At 70.4% G+C, this 15,472-nt stretch carries 13 protein-coding genes; 1 reads left to right on the top strand and 12 read right to left on the bottom strand.

Going from position 1 to position 15,472, the window contains the following annotated elements; all coding sequences use genetic code 11:
• Positions 1–3: 3 nt before the first annotated feature.
• Positions 4–819 (top strand): SAMP-activating enzyme E1, encoded by an 816-nt coding sequence (gene ubaA, locus ACQUS8_RS06435; protein WP_435098613.1) that lies wholly within the window; start codon positions 4–6, stop codon positions 817–819.
• 33 nt (positions 820–852) lie between these two features.
• On the opposite strand, the gene ACQUS8_RS06430 is transcribed toward ubaA, so the two are convergent.
• The 12 genes from ACQUS8_RS06430 to nasA form a co-directional block, all read right to left on the bottom strand.
• Positions 853–2,061 carry a hypothetical protein gene (locus tag ACQUS8_RS06430; RefSeq protein ID WP_435098612.1) on the bottom strand — a complete coding sequence of 403 codons (1,209 nt, stop codon included), beginning with the start codon at positions 2,059–2,061 and terminating at the stop codon, positions 853–855.
• Positions 2,062–2,136: 75 nt separating this feature from the next.
• The gene (gene kdgK1 / locus ACQUS8_RS06425) at positions 2,137–3,090 is read right to left on the bottom strand and encodes a bifunctional 2-dehydro-3-deoxygluconokinase/2-dehydro-3-deoxygalactonokinase (protein WP_435098611.1); all 954 of its coding nucleotides are present in this window, start codon (positions 3,088–3,090) and stop codon (positions 2,137–2,139) included.
• Positions 3,091–3,145: 55 nt separating this feature from the next.
• Complete coding sequence (locus ACQUS8_RS06420; RefSeq protein ID WP_435098609.1) at positions 3,146–3,289, bottom strand: hypothetical protein; 144 nt, start codon at positions 3,287–3,289, stop codon at positions 3,146–3,148.
• 143 nt (positions 3,290–3,432) lie between these two features.
• A complete protein-coding gene (gene mutL / locus ACQUS8_RS06415; RefSeq protein WP_435098608.1) occupies positions 3,433–5,439 on the bottom strand; it encodes a DNA mismatch repair endonuclease MutL in 2,007 nt (668 codons plus the stop codon).
• Positions 5,432–8,122, bottom strand: coding sequence for a DNA mismatch repair protein MutS (mutS, locus tag ACQUS8_RS06410; RefSeq protein WP_435098607.1), 2,691 nt, complete (start codon positions 8,120–8,122; stop codon positions 5,432–5,434). Before mutS ends, mutL begins: the two co-directional genes overlap by 8 nt.
• 375 nt (positions 8,123–8,497) lie before the next feature.
• Positions 8,498–9,325: an ion transporter gene (locus ACQUS8_RS06405; protein WP_435098606.1), complete on the bottom strand. Its 828-nt coding sequence runs from the start codon at positions 9,323–9,325 to the stop codon at positions 8,498–8,500.
• A 248-nt stretch (positions 9,326–9,573) separates the two neighbouring features.
• Positions 9,574–10,623: an AIR synthase family protein gene (locus tag ACQUS8_RS06400; protein ID WP_435098605.1), complete on the bottom strand. Its 1,050-nt coding sequence runs from the start codon at positions 10,621–10,623 to the stop codon at positions 9,574–9,576.
• Between the two features lie 105 nt (positions 10,624–10,728).
• A complete protein-coding gene (locus ACQUS8_RS06395; RefSeq protein ID WP_435098604.1) occupies positions 10,729–11,568 on the bottom strand; it encodes an acetylglutamate/acetylaminoadipate kinase in 840 nt (279 codons plus the stop codon).
• Positions 11,565–12,425 (bottom strand): lysine biosynthesis protein LysX, encoded by an 861-nt coding sequence (lysX, locus tag ACQUS8_RS06390; protein WP_435098603.1) that lies wholly within the window; start codon positions 12,423–12,425, stop codon positions 11,565–11,567. Before lysX ends, ACQUS8_RS06395 begins: the two co-directional genes overlap by 4 nt.
• Before the next feature lies 1 nt (position 12,426).
• Complete coding sequence (lysW, locus tag ACQUS8_RS06385) at positions 12,427–12,591, bottom strand: lysine biosynthesis protein LysW (protein ID WP_435098602.1); 165 nt, start codon at positions 12,589–12,591, stop codon at positions 12,427–12,429.
• A 71-nt stretch (positions 12,592–12,662) separates the two neighbouring features.
• Positions 12,663–13,280 carry a molybdenum cofactor guanylyltransferase gene (mobA, locus tag ACQUS8_RS06380; protein ID WP_435098601.1) on the bottom strand — a complete coding sequence of 206 codons (618 nt, stop codon included), beginning with the start codon at positions 13,278–13,280 and terminating at the stop codon, positions 12,663–12,665.
• The gene (gene nasA / locus ACQUS8_RS06375) at positions 13,280–15,352 is read right to left on the bottom strand and encodes an assimilatory nitrate reductase NasA (RefSeq protein ID WP_435098600.1); all 2,073 of its coding nucleotides are present in this window, start codon (positions 15,350–15,352) and stop codon (positions 13,280–13,282) included. Before nasA ends, mobA begins: the two co-directional genes overlap by 1 nt.
• Between the last annotated feature and the right edge of the window lie 120 nt (positions 15,353–15,472).

Below are 15,472 nucleotides of genomic sequence, written 5' to 3'. Positions count from 1 at the left end.
GGTATGGCCGACCTCAACCTCGACCCCACCCAGTTGGACCGGTACTCCCGGCACATCATCATGGACGACGTCGGGCCCGACGGCCAGGCCGCCCTGCTCGACGCGGACGTCCTCGTGATTGGCGCGGGCGGCCTCGGCTCCCCGGTCATCGAATACCTCGCCGCGGCGGGCGTCGGCCACCTCGCTATCGTGGACGACGACGAGGTGGAGCGCTCGAACCTCCAGCGCCAGATCATCCACCGCGACGCGGACGTCGGCACGCCGAAGGTCGACTCGGCGCGCCGCTACGTCGAGGACCTCAATCCGGACGTCGACGTCGAGACCCATCAGGTTCGGCTCTCCACGGAGAACGCGACCGACCTCATCGAGGGCCGTGACTTCGTCGTCGACTGCACGGACAACTTCGGAACGCGTTACCTCGTGAACGACGCCTGCGTGCTCGCGGGCGTGCCGTTCAGCCACGGCGCCATCTACAAGTTCGAGGGCCAGGCCATCACCGTCACGCCGGACGGCCCCTGCTACCGCTGTGTCTTCCCGGAGGCGCCCGAGGAGGGCGTCGTCCCGGACTGCGCGACCGCCGGTGTCCTCGGCGTCCTGCCCGGCACGGTGGGGTGTCTGCAGGCCACCGAGGCCGTGAAGTCGATTCTCGGCGTCGGGGACCTCCTCACGGGCCGAATGCTCCACTACGACGCCGCGGACGTCGGCTTCGAGGAGGTGCCGATTGCGCCGAACCCCGACTGCCCGGTCTGCGGTGACGACCCCGCCATCGACTCCGTCGAGGACGTCGAGTACACCGGCGGCTGTACGGTGCGGGCCTGAGCGCGCGAAAACGAGAGGAGAGGTGTCGCTCGGTCAGTCGCGGCGCGCGAGGAGGGTGAGCGCGACGAGCGCGCCGACGACCGTCACGACGCCGAAGCCGGGCGACCCGCCGCTGGTCGTGGTTTCGCCGTCGTCGCCACCGGAGTCACCGGACGTGGTGGACTCGTTCGTGGTGGTCGTCGTCTCGCCGGACTGCTGGCTGCCGTCCGCGCCGCTGATGGAGGCGGTGCGCTCGGAGAAGTGGTTGAACGCGACGAAGACGGTCGCGTTCCCGGATGACTGCTGTGTCACCATGTACGCGGACTCCTCGCTCCCGACCGCGGACTTCAGTTCGCTGTAGGAGGAGACTTCGACGGCCGCGCCGCCGCTCACCGAGACGTCGAGGTTCTCGGTGGTACCGACGGCGGCCTCGGAGACGGTCGTGATGAGGATTTTGCCGGTCTCCTGCGTGCGGTCCACGGTGACGTTCACGGTGGACTCGCCGGTCTGCGTCGCGGACATCGTCGTCTCGTTCGCGTACGTCACGACGCTGGTCTCGGCGTCCGCGCTCGCGTCCGCGGCGGCGCCGACGTAGGCCTCACCGGCGGCCTGCCCTGACGCGATCATCTCCTCGGCCTGCTCGTCGGCCTCGTCCTTCTCGTCCGGGTAGGAGCGCAGGACGACCTTACCGTTCGCGCCGACCTGCCCGGTGACGTTGCCGTTGTCGTTGACGGTGACGCTCGCGTTCCCGACGGCGATGAACGTCGCCTGCGTGCCGTTCGCCGTCGTCACCTGCACCTGGTTCTCGCTCGCCGCCTCGGCGGACGCGTCGGCGGAGAGGTTCGCGACGACGACCTGCGAGCCCTCGCTGGCGTTGACGACGAGGACGCCGTTGTTGTCGTCGTGCGCGGTGAGCGTCGCGCCGCTGTCGGCGCGCACCGTCGCGGCCGCCTTCGTCGTCGCGCCGAGCGAGAGGCCTGCGAGCTCGACGCTCGCGACGGCCGAGAGGTCGATGCTCCCGTCCGCGCCGAGGAAGCCGCCGCCGCTACTCTTCGCCTTGGAGGTGGACTGGACGCCGATGCTCTGGACGACGGTCTGGCCCTCGACGGCGTAGTTCGTCACCGTCGAGCCCTGGACGTCGAAGGAGACGTGCGTGCCCGTGTAGGCCTTCGCGTCGCCGGACGCCGCTGCCGCGGGAGCGGGGGCCGCCACGGAGACGAGAAGGAGTGCAACCGCTGTCACTACTGCAGTCTGCCGAATCATGCGTCCGAACGTTCACGGTGAGTTCGGAAAAACCGTTGTGGCCACCGTTCACCGCGCTGACGGCTTTCGCCGCCCTCAGCGCGCGATGTCGCCGCCCGCCCGGTCGAGCACTGCCTCCACTTCCTCGGGCGTGACGAGCGCCGTGTCGCCCGGGATGGTGCGCTTGAGCGACGCGACGGCCGCCGCGTACTCCAGCGCCGCGGGCACGCCGTCGCCCTGCAGGCGCCGCGCGAGGAAGCCCCCGACGAAGGCGTCGCCCGTTCCGACGGCGTCGTGGGTGTCCGCCTCGAACGCCGGCTGCTCGACGACATCGCCCGCGTGGAGGGCGAGCGCGCCCTCCGCGCCGCGCGTCACGACGACCGTCTCGAAGCCCCACTCCTCGGCGAGGTCGCGCGCGACCCGCTCGGCGTCCCCCTCCAGGCCGAGGACGGTGCGCGCGTCGCGGACCGCCGTCACGAGCACGTCGATATCGGGGAAGAGTGACTCGATGACAGGGCGGGCTTCCGCGGGCGTCCAGAGCTTCGAGCGGTAGTTCACGTCGAACGCCGTCGTCGTCCCCGCGTCCTGTGCGGCCTCGAGGAGGTCCGCCGTCGTCTCCTCAAGCGTGTCCGAGAGCGCGGGCGTGATGCCGGAGGTGTAGAAGTAGTCGGCCTCGGCGACGCGCCCGGTGGGGAGTTCGTCGGCCGTCGCCGTCGTCACCGCGGCGTCGTCCCGGTCGTAGATGACGTTCGTCGGGCGCGGCTTCGAGGCCTGCTCGAGGTAGTAGGTGCCCTGTCGACCCTCCTCGCTCCAGACGACGTCCGCCTCCGCGCCCTGGGACTCGACGGTCGCCGTCACCTTCCGGCCGAGCGGCGAGTCCGGGAGCTTCGACAGCCACGTCGCCTCGACGCCGAGACGGCCCGCGTTCACCGCGACGTTGCTCTCCGCGCCCGCCGCGCGGAACTCCAGTTCGGTCGCACGCTCGATGCGCTCCTGGCCCGGGGGGCTGAGGCGCAGCATCGACTCGCCGAACGTCACGAGGTCACTCATACCTCGGGAGAGGACAGCGCCCTAAATGAATGACCGGGATTCTCGCCGATTCCCCCTACAGGAGCGCGAAGACGGCGAGGAGCTCGACGGCGACGAGCAGGAACCCGAGGAGAAGCACGGGATCGTCCGCGTGCCACGCCGCACCGTCGCTCATCCGGGCGTTCACCATCGTCAGTGGGTCTTCGAGGCCACCGTCCATGGGTATGCATACCACTACCACTATATGAATCCTCCGTCCCACCCTCGTCGTCGCTCCCGGTCAGGGCGCGATGTCGGCGACCGGAGTGGCCGCTCGTCGGTCACACGTCCCCGCAGAAGTCCCTCGACCCCCGGCCCGGGCCGCTATTCGGGTGCGCGGTCCTGATGGCCCGGATAGTCGCGCTCGAAGCGCGCGTCCAACTCCGCCTCGTCGAGTTCGACGACGACAGGTCGACCGTGCGGGCACGCCCACGGCTCCTCGCAGGCGTCGAGCGCGTCCAGGAGCGCGGTCACGTCGCCCTCCGGGAGCGACGTGTTCCCTTTGATTGCGGGCTTGCACGCCATGTCCGCGAGCACCGCGTCCGCCGCCGACTGCACGTCGTCGCCGCCGACGGCGCTCGCCGCGGACGCGAGGACGTCCCGCACCAACTCGGCATCGAGCACCTGCCCGAACACCGCCGGCACCGCCGAGACGACCACCGTCCGGCCGTCCAACTCGGCCTCGAAGCCGGCGTCGCGCAGGGCGTCCAGCGACGCCTCGAAACTCGCGGCCTCCGCCGCCGTCACCTCCAGCTTCGCGGGCGCGACGAGCGCCTGCGAGTCCGGCGACTCGCCGAGTTCCTCCCGGAGTGCCTCGTAGCGCACGCGCTCGTCCGCCGCGTGCTGGTCCACGAGCACCAGCCCCGAGGCCGTCTCCGCGACGACGTAGGTGTCGTGCAGTTGGCCGAGCACGCGCATCTCCGGGAGTCGCTCGCGCTCCGCCGTCTCCTCCGCCGCGTCGTTCTTGGTCCCCGGAAGGCGGGCGTTCCGCGACGCGCCCGCGAACTTCCGGGCGTCCGACCCGGTGTTCGACGTCGACGTGCTCGACGCGGTGTGCGACGCCCGACTGTCCGACGTCGTGCTCCCGCTCGAACTGGTGTCCGTCGTGCCAGTCTCCGGCGTTCGCCGACGGCTCGTCGCGCCCGGCCGGGAGCGCCCACGTGTCTGTGGCGACTCCGCGGACGCCGACTCCCGTCGCCCGTCCTCGCTCGCGCCGTCGCCCGTGTCGTCCTCCGAGTCGCTCCGCTCGACACCGTCGTCCGGCCGCTCGGGGGCGATGGCAGCGTCCCGTGGCTGTGACGCGCCGCGCGGCGCGCGCGAGCGAACGAGGCCGTGCTCCAGCAGCGCGTCGCGCACCGCCTCGGTGACGCCCTCGCGGACGCCCGCCTCGTCCTCGAAGCGCACCTCCATCTTTCGCGGGTGGACGTTCGCGTCCACCGCGCTCGGGGCGATCTCGACGTCCAGCACCGCGAACGGGAAGCGGTCCGCAGCCAACTGGGTGCCGTAGGCCTCCACCAGCGCCTCGCGGAGCACCGAATCGCTGACGTAGCGGCCGTTCACGTACGTCGCGAGGTACTCGCGCGTCGAGCGCGTCGTCTCCGGGTGGCTCACGTAACCCGACACACCCTCGAGCGAGCCGTCGGGCGCGGCGTCCACGCGAATCATCGACTCCGCGACCTTGCGGCCGTAGACGGCGAGCACCGCCCCACGGAGGTCGCCGTCACCCGGCGTCGCAAACGTCTCCGAGCCGTCGTGGGAGAGCGAGACGGCGACGTCCGGGTTCGCGAGCGCATACCTCGAAACGGCGCGGTTCACGTGGCCGAACTCCGTGCTCGGCGCGCTCAGGAACTCCCGGCGCGCGGGCGTGTTGTAGAAGAGGTCCTCGACCGTGATGGTCGTCCCCGGCGCGCGCCCCGCCGGCTCGACGGACACGACGTCCCCGCCCTCGACGCGGAGTTCGGTCGCCGGGCCGTCACCCGTACGAGCGCGCGTCGTCACCGTCGTCCGTGAGACCGCGGCGATGGTGTGGAGGGCCTCCCCGCGGAAGCCGAGCGTCGCGACGCTCCCGAGGTCGTCGGCGTCCCGAATCTTCGACGTTGTGTGCTGTCGGACGGCGATTTTGGCGTCGGGCCGCGTCATCCCGACGCCGTCGTCGCGCACCACGATACGTTCGGTACCGTCGCCCTCCACTTCGACCTCGATGCGCGAGGCGTCCGCGTCGAGGCTGTTCTCCACGAGTTCCTTCACGACGGACGCCGGGCGCTCGACTACCTCGCCCGCCGCGATGCGGTCCACCGTCGCCGGGTCGAGTTCGCGGATCTCCTCAGTCATCGTCCACGCGCTTTTGCCACTCGTTCACCCGCTGGAGCAACTCGAGCGGTGACGTGTTGTTGATGTCGACGTCGCGCAACTCCTCGAGTACCTCGCGCGTCTCGGCGTCGAACGGCGCCGCGCTCCCGCCGTCCGCCTCGGCGCTGGCCGCCTCAGTGCTTCCCGCGCCGGCGCTCCCCGCACCCGCGTCCGGCGCGCCCGCGTCGTCGCCTTCGGTGCGGAGTTCGCCGCTCCCGAGGTCGAAGACGACCTGTTCCGTGTCGCCCCCGCCGTCGTCCGTCGACCCGCCCCGGACGTCGATGGCTTCGTCCGCGCGGAGCCGCTGGAGGACGTCCCGTGAGCGCGACACCACGGGGTCGGGGACGCCCGCGAGGTCCGCGACGTGAATCCCGTAGGAGCGGTCCGCCGGCCCCTCAGTCACCGTCCGGAGGAACGTCACGTCCTCGCCGTCGTTCCGCTCGTCCACCTCCACGTGGACGTTCCGGACGCCCTCGAGTCGGTCGGCGAGCGCCGTCAACTCGTGGTAGTGGGTCGCGAACAGCGTCTTCGCGCGCACCTCGTTGTGGAGGTACTCGGTCGCCGCCCACGCGATGCTGATGCCGTCGTCGCTCGCCGTCCCGCGCCCGACTTCGTCCAGCACGACCAGCGAGTCTGCCGTCGCGGAGTGGAGGATGTTCGAGAGCTCCTGCATCTCCACCATGAACGTCGAGCGGCCCTGCGCGAGTTCGTCCAGCGCGCCGACGCGCGTGTAGACGCCGTCCACGAGGCCGATCTCGGCGGACTCGGCGGGCACGAAGCTCCCCGCCTGCGCGAGCAACACGATGAGCGCCGTCTGGCGCATATATGTGGATTTCCCGCTCATGTTCGGGCCCGTCACGACGAGGAAGCGCCGGTCGTCGGTGAGGCGCACGTCGTTCGGCACGAACTCCACCGTCTGCTCGACCACCGGGTGGCGGCCCGCCACGACGTCGAGTTCGCGGTCGTCGCGCAACGTGGGGCGCGTCCAGCGGTTCGCGGAGGCGTGTTGGGCGAACGACGCGAGCGCGTCCACCTCGGCGAGCGCCCGGCCCGCGTCCTGCAGCAGCGAGGCGTGTGCGGCCACTTCCTCACGCAACTGCTCGAAGAGTTCGCGCTCGCGGGCGGCGCGCTCCTCCTCCAACCGGACGAGCGCGCGCTCCTTCTCGTCGAGTTCGTCCGTCCGGTAGCGCTTCGAGTTCTTCAGCGTCTTCACCTCCCGGTAGTGCTCGGGCACCCGGTCGGTCTGGGAGTTCCCCACCTGGATGTAGTAGCCGTCGGTCTTGTTCCGGTCGACGGTCACTCGCGAGAGCTCCGTGTTTTCCTTCTCGCGCTCGGCGAGCGAGTCGAAGAACTCGACGACGGCGTCGTGCTCGTCAGCGATACGGTCGAGTTCGTCGTCGTAGCCCCGTGCGAAGACGCCCGTTTCGCCGCCCGGGTTCTCCACGAGCGCGCTGTCGATGGTCTCGCGGAGCTCTGCGGCGTCGTCCAAGTCCACCCGCGCGACGATATCGCTCAAGGGGGAGTCGGCGAGTGCCGGCGACTCCGCGAGCCGCTCGTGGAGCGTGGGCAGGCGCTCCAAGGTGTCGGCGACGCGCCGAATTGCTGCCGGGTCCGCGCTCCCCGACGTCGCACGCGCCGCGAGTCGTTCGAGGTCGTACGCGCCGTCCAGCGTCTCCCTGACGGCGTCGCGCTCCAAGGCGTCCCCGGCGAGCGCCGCGACGCAGTCGTGGCGGCGTTCGAGTTCCGCGCGGTCCTGTACCGGCCGCACCAGCCACGCCTCGAGGCGGCGCGACCCCATTGACGTCACCGTGTGGTCGAGCGTGTCCGCGAGCGACCCCTCGCGCTCGCCGTGCATCGTCCCCGTGAGTTCGAGGTTGCGTCGCGTCGTCGGGTCGAGCGCGACGTGGTCGTCCGCCCGGTAGGCCTGCACGCGCGTCAGCGACGACAACACGCCGACGCCCGTCTTCTCGACGTAATCCAGCGCCGCGCCCGCCGCCCGCGCGCCCGGCCCCTCGGGCTCGACGCCGATGGACTCGAGCGTGCCCTCGCCGAACTGCTCGCGTACGCGATGCGTCGCCCGTCCGGGCGCGAACGCGTCCGGGCCGTGGACGGTGAGCGTCGCGTCCGTGTCCTCGCGGAGCGCCGCGAGCACGTCCTCGTCGTCGCGTAGTTCAGGCCCGGGGAGCACCTCCTCCGGGGAGAAGCGCCCGAGTTCCGCGAGCGCCGTCCGCTCGCCCTCCAACTCGGTGACGTGGAACGCGCCCGTCGTTACGTCCACCGCCGCGAGCCCCCACGTCCCGTCGTCGCGCACGGCGCTCACGAGGTAGCGCGCGTCCGCGCCCGTCGCCTCCAGAAGTGTGCCGGGCGTCGCCACGCGCGTGATTTCGCGCGTCGTGTCGTCGCTGCTGCGCTGTTCCGCGACAGCCACCGTATAGCCGCGCTCCACGAGCGACTTCAGGTAGGGCGTCAACTCCTTCAGCGGGACGCCCGCCATCGGGTAGGCGGAGCCGTGACTCGACTTCTCGGAGACCTTCAGGTCGAGTTCGTCGGCGACGAGGCGGGCGTCCTCCGCGAAGAACTCGTAGAAGTCGCCCACCTGCATCGCGAGGACGTCCGCGTCCGTCTCCTCCTTCAGCGCGAGGAACTCCTCGACGATACCGGTCACGTCGCCCTCACCCCGGCGTGCGCAGGCGTCTCGGTCATAGCGGATGGTGGCCGTCGGCGAGTAAAACCCCACCGCTCGACATCCTTTAAGTAGTTCTCGTCACAAGCAGTAGATACGAGCAGGGTCGCCCCGGGTTCTGGGGTGACCGACGTCACTTCCGTAGAGCGGCGCGTTTCTCCTCGGCGTCGCACACATCACCGTCGGGACTCCACGACTTCCACCGCTGCCGTCCCGTCTTTAAGTTGTTCTGGTCACAAGTAGTAGATACGACCGAGGTGCGACGGGCCGCGTCGCGCCACGTCTCTCGCTCTCATGTCGTCGAGCGGCGCTGCTGTCGGCCTCCGACCCACTCTCGCGGAGCCACGCCATCGCCGCTCACTCGGCACCGTCCGTCTCCTGATAGATGACGTGCCCGCAGGCCTTGCAGTGCGAGGCGTCCGGATCGTGCGCCGAGAGCCCGCAGTTCGGGCACGTGACATCCACTTTCTCCCGCGTCGTCCACTCCTTGACGATTTTGCTCGCCTGCTGCGGGACGAGGATGACCGCGGCGATGATGGATCCGATAGTTATCCAGCGTCCGAGCGTCGTCACGGGGAGGACGTCGCCGAACCCGACCGTGGAGAGCGCGACGACGGTGTAGTAGAAGGCGTCACCGAACGTCGCGACGTCGGGGTTTACGGCGTGCTCGGCGCTGTAGAACAGCCCCGCGGAGACGAAGAGGATGACGAGGACGGTCACGAGCAGTTTCATCGCGCGGAGGGCGTTGTCCGACACCGTTCCGAAGAAGAACTCGGCGTCTTGGGTGAACCGGTAGAAACGCAGCACGCGGACGACGCGAATCGCGCGGAGGAATCCGATGGACGCCACGGCGGACGCCGGCAGGACGAACACCGCGAACGTCGGGAGGATGGCCAAGAGGTCGACGACCGCGTACGGGTCCCTGACCGCCGCGAGTGTGTCCTCAGCGACCCAGAGTCGAAGCGCGTACTCGGCGGCGAAGACGACGGCGACGGTGAGCTCCGCGTTCCAGAGCAGGGCGCGCACGCCCGCCGACAGCCGGTATGTCTGTGCGACGTAGATGGCGACGAACACGAGGTTCAACGCGAACAGCGTGATGTCGAGCACGCGCCCGACTGGCGTCTCGCTGTCATGAAGGTAGAACCGCACCCGCTCACGAACGGTCGTCGGCGCGTCACCGCCCATAGCTCCCGTAGTGCGCTCCCCGGTCATAACGCCGATGCCCGAGCCGTCGTCGGCCCACCGGCTATTTAAGTGCTTCTCGTCACAAGCAATAGATACGAGCAGGGTCGCCCGCCTTTCTCGGGCGACTATCGCAACACCCCGAGTCGCGACGCCGTCGCGCCTGCCGCGTCGTCGTTTAAGTATTTCTCGTCACAACCAGTAGATACGACCGAGGTGCGACGGACCGCGTCGCGCCACTTCTCGCGTCGCTACTCGTCCAGCGATTGCTCCGCCTTCCACCCCGTCTGCACGCCGTACGCCTCCTTCCCGTGCTCGTAGGCGTTCCAGAGCGGGTCGCTCGTCGGTTTCGACAGGTCGCGGCCGTCCATCGTCACGCCACTTCCCTCGCGAACCTCGCCGACCTCGGCGGCACGGATGCCTTCTGCGGCGAGCGCGTCCAGCACGTCCTCGACGCCCTCAGGCCGCACCGTCATGAGGACGGTCCCCTCGCTGGAGGACACCCACGGGTTCACGTCGAACGCCGCGCAGACCGCCTCGACGCCGGGCGCGATCGGGAAGCGCTCGCGTTCGGCGGCGAGTTCGACGTCCGCGGCGTGCGCGAGTTCGTGCAGGGCGTTGTCGACGCCGCGCTCGGTGGCGTCGTGCATCGCCGTCACCGGCCCGGCGGCCGCGGCGGTCAGCGCGTCGCGGACGGGCGATGCCTCCTCGAAGCGTGCTTTGCCCGCCTCGACTGTTTCGTCCGGCAAGTCGAGCGCGTCCCCGTAGAGCACACTCAGGATGCCCGTCGTCTCGATGGCCGGCCCCTTCGTGCAGACGAGTCGGTCGCCGGGTTCGGCACCGGTCGGCACCACGAGGTCGGCGGGGTCGCCCACCGCGAGCGTCGTCGCCGCGCCGACGGTCGGCCACGCGCATCCCGCGTACGTACCCGTATGACCGGTCGTGATGGCGATGCCGAGCTTCTCGGCCTCACGGTGAAACACCTCCCACAGCGCCCCGAAGTAGTCGACGCTCGTCGACGGTGGGAGGTTCAGGTCGATGCTGAGGTGGCTGGGTGGGATGCCGGAGAGCGCGGCGTCGCTCACGACGATGTGGACGGCGAACCACGCGGCGCGCTCGACGCCGAGTTCGCGGAGCACGAAGACGGGGTCGGTCGCCATCGCCACCACCGACTCGCCGACGTCGACGACGCCGAAGTCGGCGCCGTGCGTCGGGCCGAGGCGGACGTCCTCGCGGGACGCGCCGAGCCGCGGATAGATGTGCTCGTCGAAGAACTCGCGTTCGACCTTCCCGGGGTCCATACCCGAGATGCGGCGGGGAGGTGGTTAGGGCCTGCGCTTAGGCGCCGACGACGTACCGGGCGTCCTCGCCGTGCTCGCCGCGCCGGCGGAAACGTTCCGCCGGTCTCAGACCTCGGGGAGCGCGTCTCGCTCGACCGTCGTCCCCGCGCCCTCGAGCGCGGAGCGGATCGGGTTGTCGGCGTTCGCGTCCCCGACGACCACGGTGGGCGCGCCGCCGCGCAGGGCCTCCTCGGCGGCCATCACCTTCCGCTTCATGAAGCCCTCCGCCGCGTCCGTCAGCTCGTCGTACTCCGCGGGCGTCGTGACGCGCTCGATGAGCGTCTCGGGGTCCTCGGGATCCCGGTAGACGCCGCGCGTGTCCGTCAGGAGGACGAGGTCCGCGTCGAGCGCGCCCGCGACTGCGGCCGCCGAGCGGTCCGCGTCGCTGTTCACGGCCGTGTAGGAGCCGTCGTCCTCGACGCCGAGCATCGGCACCGACACCGTCGGCGTGTAGCCATCCTCGAGGAGCGTTTCGAGCAATCCGGCGTTCACCGACTCGATGGTGCCGGAGTGGTCGCCGCGCTTGATCTTCTTCTTGCCGTCCTCGACAACCCTGACCGCGGACTTCCGCGGGCCGGTGAGGAGGCCGCCGTCGACGCCGGAGAGCCCGACCGCGTCTACGCCCTGGTTCTGCAGGCCGGTCACGAGGTCGGTGTTCACGAGTCCCGGCATCGCCATCTTGAACACGTCCATCGTCTCCTCGTCCGTGAAACGCCCGACGACGCCGCCCGGCGTCTCCACGTACTCGGGGTCGATGTCCATCGCTTCGAGCGCCTCGTCCACCGCCGTCGAGCCGCCGTGGACGACGACGACGTCCTCGCCCTCCTCCGTGAGGGCGGCGACGTCCGCGAGCGCGCCCTCCGGGTCGACAGCCTTCGCGCCGCCGATTTTGACGACTGTCGTCATTCCGCCACCTCCGCCTTCGTCTCCAGCCAGTCGACGATGCGTGCGGGTACGTCCGTCTCGGGGACGGCGTCGTTCAGCGCCTTGAACTCGCAGGTGGCGTTCACCTCGTGGACGGTGTACCCGCCGTCTTTCGTCTCCATCAGGTCGATACCCAGCAGTCCGCCGCCGACGGCGTCACTCGCGCGGTTCACGAGGTCGAGTACCTCCTCGTCCACCTCAAAGGGTTTCGCTTCGCCGCCGCGCGCGGCGTTCGTGATCCAGTGCTCGGCCGAGCGCGTCATCGCCGCGATCGGCTCGCCGTCCGCTGCGACGACCCGGATGTCCCGGCCGGGCTTCTCGATGAACTCCTGGATGTAGAAGACGGAGTGCTCGTAGCTCCCGAGCGTCTGCTTGTGCTCCAACACCGCTTCGGCGGCGTCGCGCGTGTCGATTTTCGCCAGCAAGCGACCCCAGGAGCCCGTGACGGGCTTGATGACGCAGGGATAGCCGAACGCCTCGATGGACTCGAGCGCGCTCTCGACGTCGAAGGACACCTCGGTCCGGGGTGTAGGGACGTCGGCGGCCTCCAGCGCGAGACTGCCCCGCACCTTGTCCGCGCAGGTCGCCGTCGCGGCCGCGCCGTTCACCACGGGCACGTCGTAGTGCTCGCAGAACATGCTCACGTAGCGCACCCGCGAGGACTCCTGACACCGGTTCAGCGCCAAATCGAGGTCCTCGAGTTCCTCGGGTCGCTCGCGGATGGCGAACTGCGGCTCCCGGACGTCGATTTTCACGACGTCGTGGCCGCGCTCGCGGAGTTCCTCGAGGAGGAGCTGTTCGTCCTTCCGGATGCGCGAGTAGAGGAAGCCCAACCGCACCCTACTCCCCCCAGTCCTCGTCGAGTTCGGGCGCCGGCTCGAGCGTTACCGGCGCCTCGCCGGTCACTTCGAGTTCCGCGCCGCACGTCCCACAGTCGACGATTTCGCCGACTTCGAGGGTGTCGTGCAGGTCCAGTTCCGCGCCACACTCCGGGCACTCTGTCATGGAGTCACATTCGCAGAGCGCCTACTTAGCTTTCGTGCAGGAGTCATCGCTTGCAGTCGGCGCCCGATCGCCTACTCGCCGCGTGCGTAGGTGTCGCCGTTCGTCGGGGCGTCGCGTCGCGCCGCCGCGAGGTCGGCACGGGTGTCCACGCTCAGGAACGGCGCGGCGCGCTGCACGTCCACGACCTCGGGGTCGAGGAAGGAGGCGACTTCGCGCATCGACTCGCCGCCGCGCGCGACGACGGCCTCGCAGGCCTCCTTCGTGGGGGTGACGCCGTAGACGCCGCCGAACGGTCGGAGTGTGCCGTCCGCCCGCGGTATCGCGCCGTGGTCGTTCGCCGCCTCGAAGAGCGACTCGACCGTCCCCGGGTCGAGGAAGGGCTGGTCGCAGGCCGCGACGACGGCGTGCGAGGCGGTTGTCGTCCGGAGCGCCGTCAGCGCGCCCGCGACGGGTCCGGTGTCCGGCCGCGGGTCGGGCGCGAAACGCGGCGTGGGCACGACACCCGCTAGCGCGTCCGCGAAGGCGTCGCGCTGGTCGTGCCGGCAGTTCACCACGAGTTCGTCGACGTGCGGCGCGAGTGCCAGCGCGACTAAGCGGAGCATCGGCTGGCCGTCCACCGTCGCGAGCGCCTTCTCGGCGGGGCCGAAGCGCTCCGAGCGGCCGCCCGCGACCACCACGCCGGCGCGCATCAGTCGCCCGCCTCCTCTGTCACGGTCGCGGTCGTCGCGTCCGTCGTCCCCTCGACGCGCGGGACGACGCGCGCCGCGCACTGCTTGTAGTTCGGCTCCGCCGAGCGCGGGTCGACCTCCGGGATCGTCAGCCGGTTCGTCGCCGGGTGGTGGATTGAGAGCCACGCGACGCCCTCCGGCACCGCGCTGTCGGTCTCGACGACGGCCGCCGCCGAGCCCCGCCGGGTCTCCACGTAGACGTGGTCGCCGTCGTCCGCGTCCGCCGGGTTCAGCCGCACCGTCGGCACCTCCGTCTCGCTGCCGCGCGAGCGCACGCCAGTGTTGTAGCCGTCCGCCTCGCGGCCCGTGGTCAGCGTCAACGGGTACTCCTCGGTAGTGGGCTCGGGGAGGCCGCCCTCGGTGGTGCCCCCGAGCGAGAACCACGCCTTCCCGTCGACCGTCTCGAACGCCCAGCCGTCCTCGCGCCGGTAGCGATAGTCGACGGACGTCTCCGCGTCGGGCGCGGGCCACCGGACGGCCCCCTCCGCGTCGAGGCGCTCGTAGGAGAGTCCGGAGAGGTCCGCAGGCGTCCCCTCGGTGAGCGCCGTCATCTCCTCGAAGAGGTCCTCGGGCTCGGGGTGGCGCTCGAAGGTACCTGGTTCGACGCTGTTCGCGACGCTCGCGATGAGGTCGACGTCCGTGCGGACGCCCGAGGGCGTCTCCGTGACGGCGCGCACCCGCGAGACGGCACGCTCCATGTTCGTCGTCGTCCCCTCGCTCTCCCCCCACGTCGCCGCCGGGAGGACGACGTCAGCGTACTCGACGGTCTCGGAGTGGAAGGCGTCCTGCACGACGAGGAAGACGTCCTCCAGTTTCTCCGCGGCGTCGTCAGCGTCCGGGAGGCCGGCGACGGGGTTCGTCGCCACCGTCCACAGCACCTCGATGGGGTCGCCGACGGCGTCCATGATGCCCACCGGCCCGGGGCCGGGGTCGTCCGGCAGCCGTTCTTCAGGGATGTCCCACGTCTCCGCGACCTCGGCGCGGGCTTCTGCGTCGTCGAAGTCGCGCATTCCCGGCCAGCCGCCCTTCGAGGAGCAGACCCGCGTCCCCATCGAGTTCGCCTGCCCGGTGAGCGAGAACGGCCCGGAGCCCTCGCCGAGGTTCCCGGTGGCGAGACAGAGGTCGATGAGCGCGCCCGCCGTCGCCGTCCCGCGCGTGCTCTGGTTGACGCCCATCCCCCAGTAGAGGAGGGTCTTCGCGTCGAGCGCCTCCGCCAGCACTTCGACGTCATCCACGGTGACGCCCGCCGCCTCGGCGGCTGCCTCGACCCGCGGCAGGCTCTCGAGCAGGTGGTCGAACCGCCGCGTGTGGTCCGTGATGAAGGCCGCGTCCAGCCGGCCGGTGTTGACGACGTGCGCGAGGACGGCGCGCGCGAGCGTCAAGTCGCCGCCGGGTTCAGGCTGGACGTGGACGTCCGCGGCCTCAGCGCTCTTCGTCTCCACGGGGTCGACGACGATGAGGTCGCCCTCGCTCGCGCTGTCCGTTACCCACCGGAAGAGCACGGGGTGCGCGACGGCGGGGTTCGCCCCCCAGACGACGTGGCTCTCCGCCTCCGGGATGTCCTCGTAGCTGCACGGCGGCGCGTCACTCCCGAACGCGTCGTAGTAGGCCGTCACCGCTGAGGCCATGCAGAGCGTAGTGTTCGCGTCGTAGTGGCGCGTGCCGATGGCGCCGCGCGCGGCCTTCCCGAGCGCGTAGGCGGCCTCGTTCGTCTGCTGGCCGCTCCCCAACACGCCGATGGCGTCCGGTGTCGTCTCGCGCGCCTCGCGCATCCGCTCCGCGACTTCGCCGAGCGCGACGTCCCACGTCGTCGGCACCAACTCGCCGTCGCGCCGGACGAGCGGGCGCGTGAGGAACGCCGCGTCCGGGTCCGCGGTCTCGCGGACGCCGCGCTGACACGCCAGCCCGCGATTCGTCGGGTGCTGGGCGTTCCCCCGAACGCTGTCGACGCCGTAGCCGAGGTCCGCGCCGCGCTGGAGGTGCCCACAGCCCACCGCACAGCGCATGCAGGTCGTCGGCACCCAGCCGTTCACGCCTGACCACCGGGCGATTCAGTATCTACACCCGATTCGATAGAACTCGAAACGAACGTATTGCTTCTCACGGATATAGTCCTAGCGTGTATCGAATAAGAAACTAACTGTTGACGATTG

It is taken from the genome of Halarchaeum sp. P4, from assembly GCF_051195175.1.
GTDB lineage: Archaea > Halobacteriota > Halobacteria > Halobacteriales > Halobacteriaceae > Halarchaeum.
Note: the sequence above shows the minus strand (reverse complement) of the source record. Positions and strands in the feature narration are given on the sequence as shown.

What these genes read in the sequence shown, in the direction of transcription:
- ubaA (WP_435098613.1), top strand. Translation starts at nt 4, where the DNA reads ATGGCCGACCTCAACCTCGACCCCACCCAGTTGGACCGGTACTCCCGG.
- ACQUS8_RS06430 (WP_435098612.1), bottom strand. Translation starts at nt 2,061, where the DNA reads ATGATTCGGCAGACTGCAGTAGTGACAGCGGTTGCACTCCTTCTCGTC.
- kdgK1 (WP_435098611.1), bottom strand. Translation starts at nt 3,090, where the DNA reads ATGAGTGACCTCGTGACGTTCGGCGAGTCGATGCTGCGCCTCAGCCCC.
- ACQUS8_RS06420 (WP_435098609.1), bottom strand. Translation starts at nt 3,289, where the DNA reads ATGGACGGTGGCCTCGAAGACCCACTGACGATGGTGAACGCCCGGATG.
- mutL (WP_435098608.1), bottom strand. Translation starts at nt 5,439, where the DNA reads ATGACTGAGGAGATCCGCGAACTCGACCCGGCGACGGTGGACCGCATC.
- ACQUS8_RS06405 (WP_435098606.1), bottom strand. Translation starts at nt 9,325, where the DNA reads ATGGGCGGTGACGCGCCGACGACCGTTCGTGAGCGGGTGCGGTTCTAC.
- ACQUS8_RS06400 (WP_435098605.1), bottom strand. Translation starts at nt 10,623, where the DNA reads ATGGACCCCGGGAAGGTCGAACGCGAGTTCTTCGACGAGCACATCTAT.
- ACQUS8_RS06395 (WP_435098604.1), bottom strand. Translation starts at nt 11,568, where the DNA reads ATGACGACAGTCGTCAAAATCGGCGGCGCGAAGGCTGTCGACCCGGAG.
- lysW (WP_435098602.1), bottom strand. Translation starts at nt 12,591, where the DNA reads ATGACAGAGTGCCCGGAGTGTGGCGCGGAACTGGACCTGCACGACACC.
- mobA (WP_435098601.1), bottom strand. Translation starts at nt 13,280, where the DNA reads ATGCGCGCCGGCGTGGTGGTCGCGGGCGGCCGCTCGGAGCGCTTCGGC.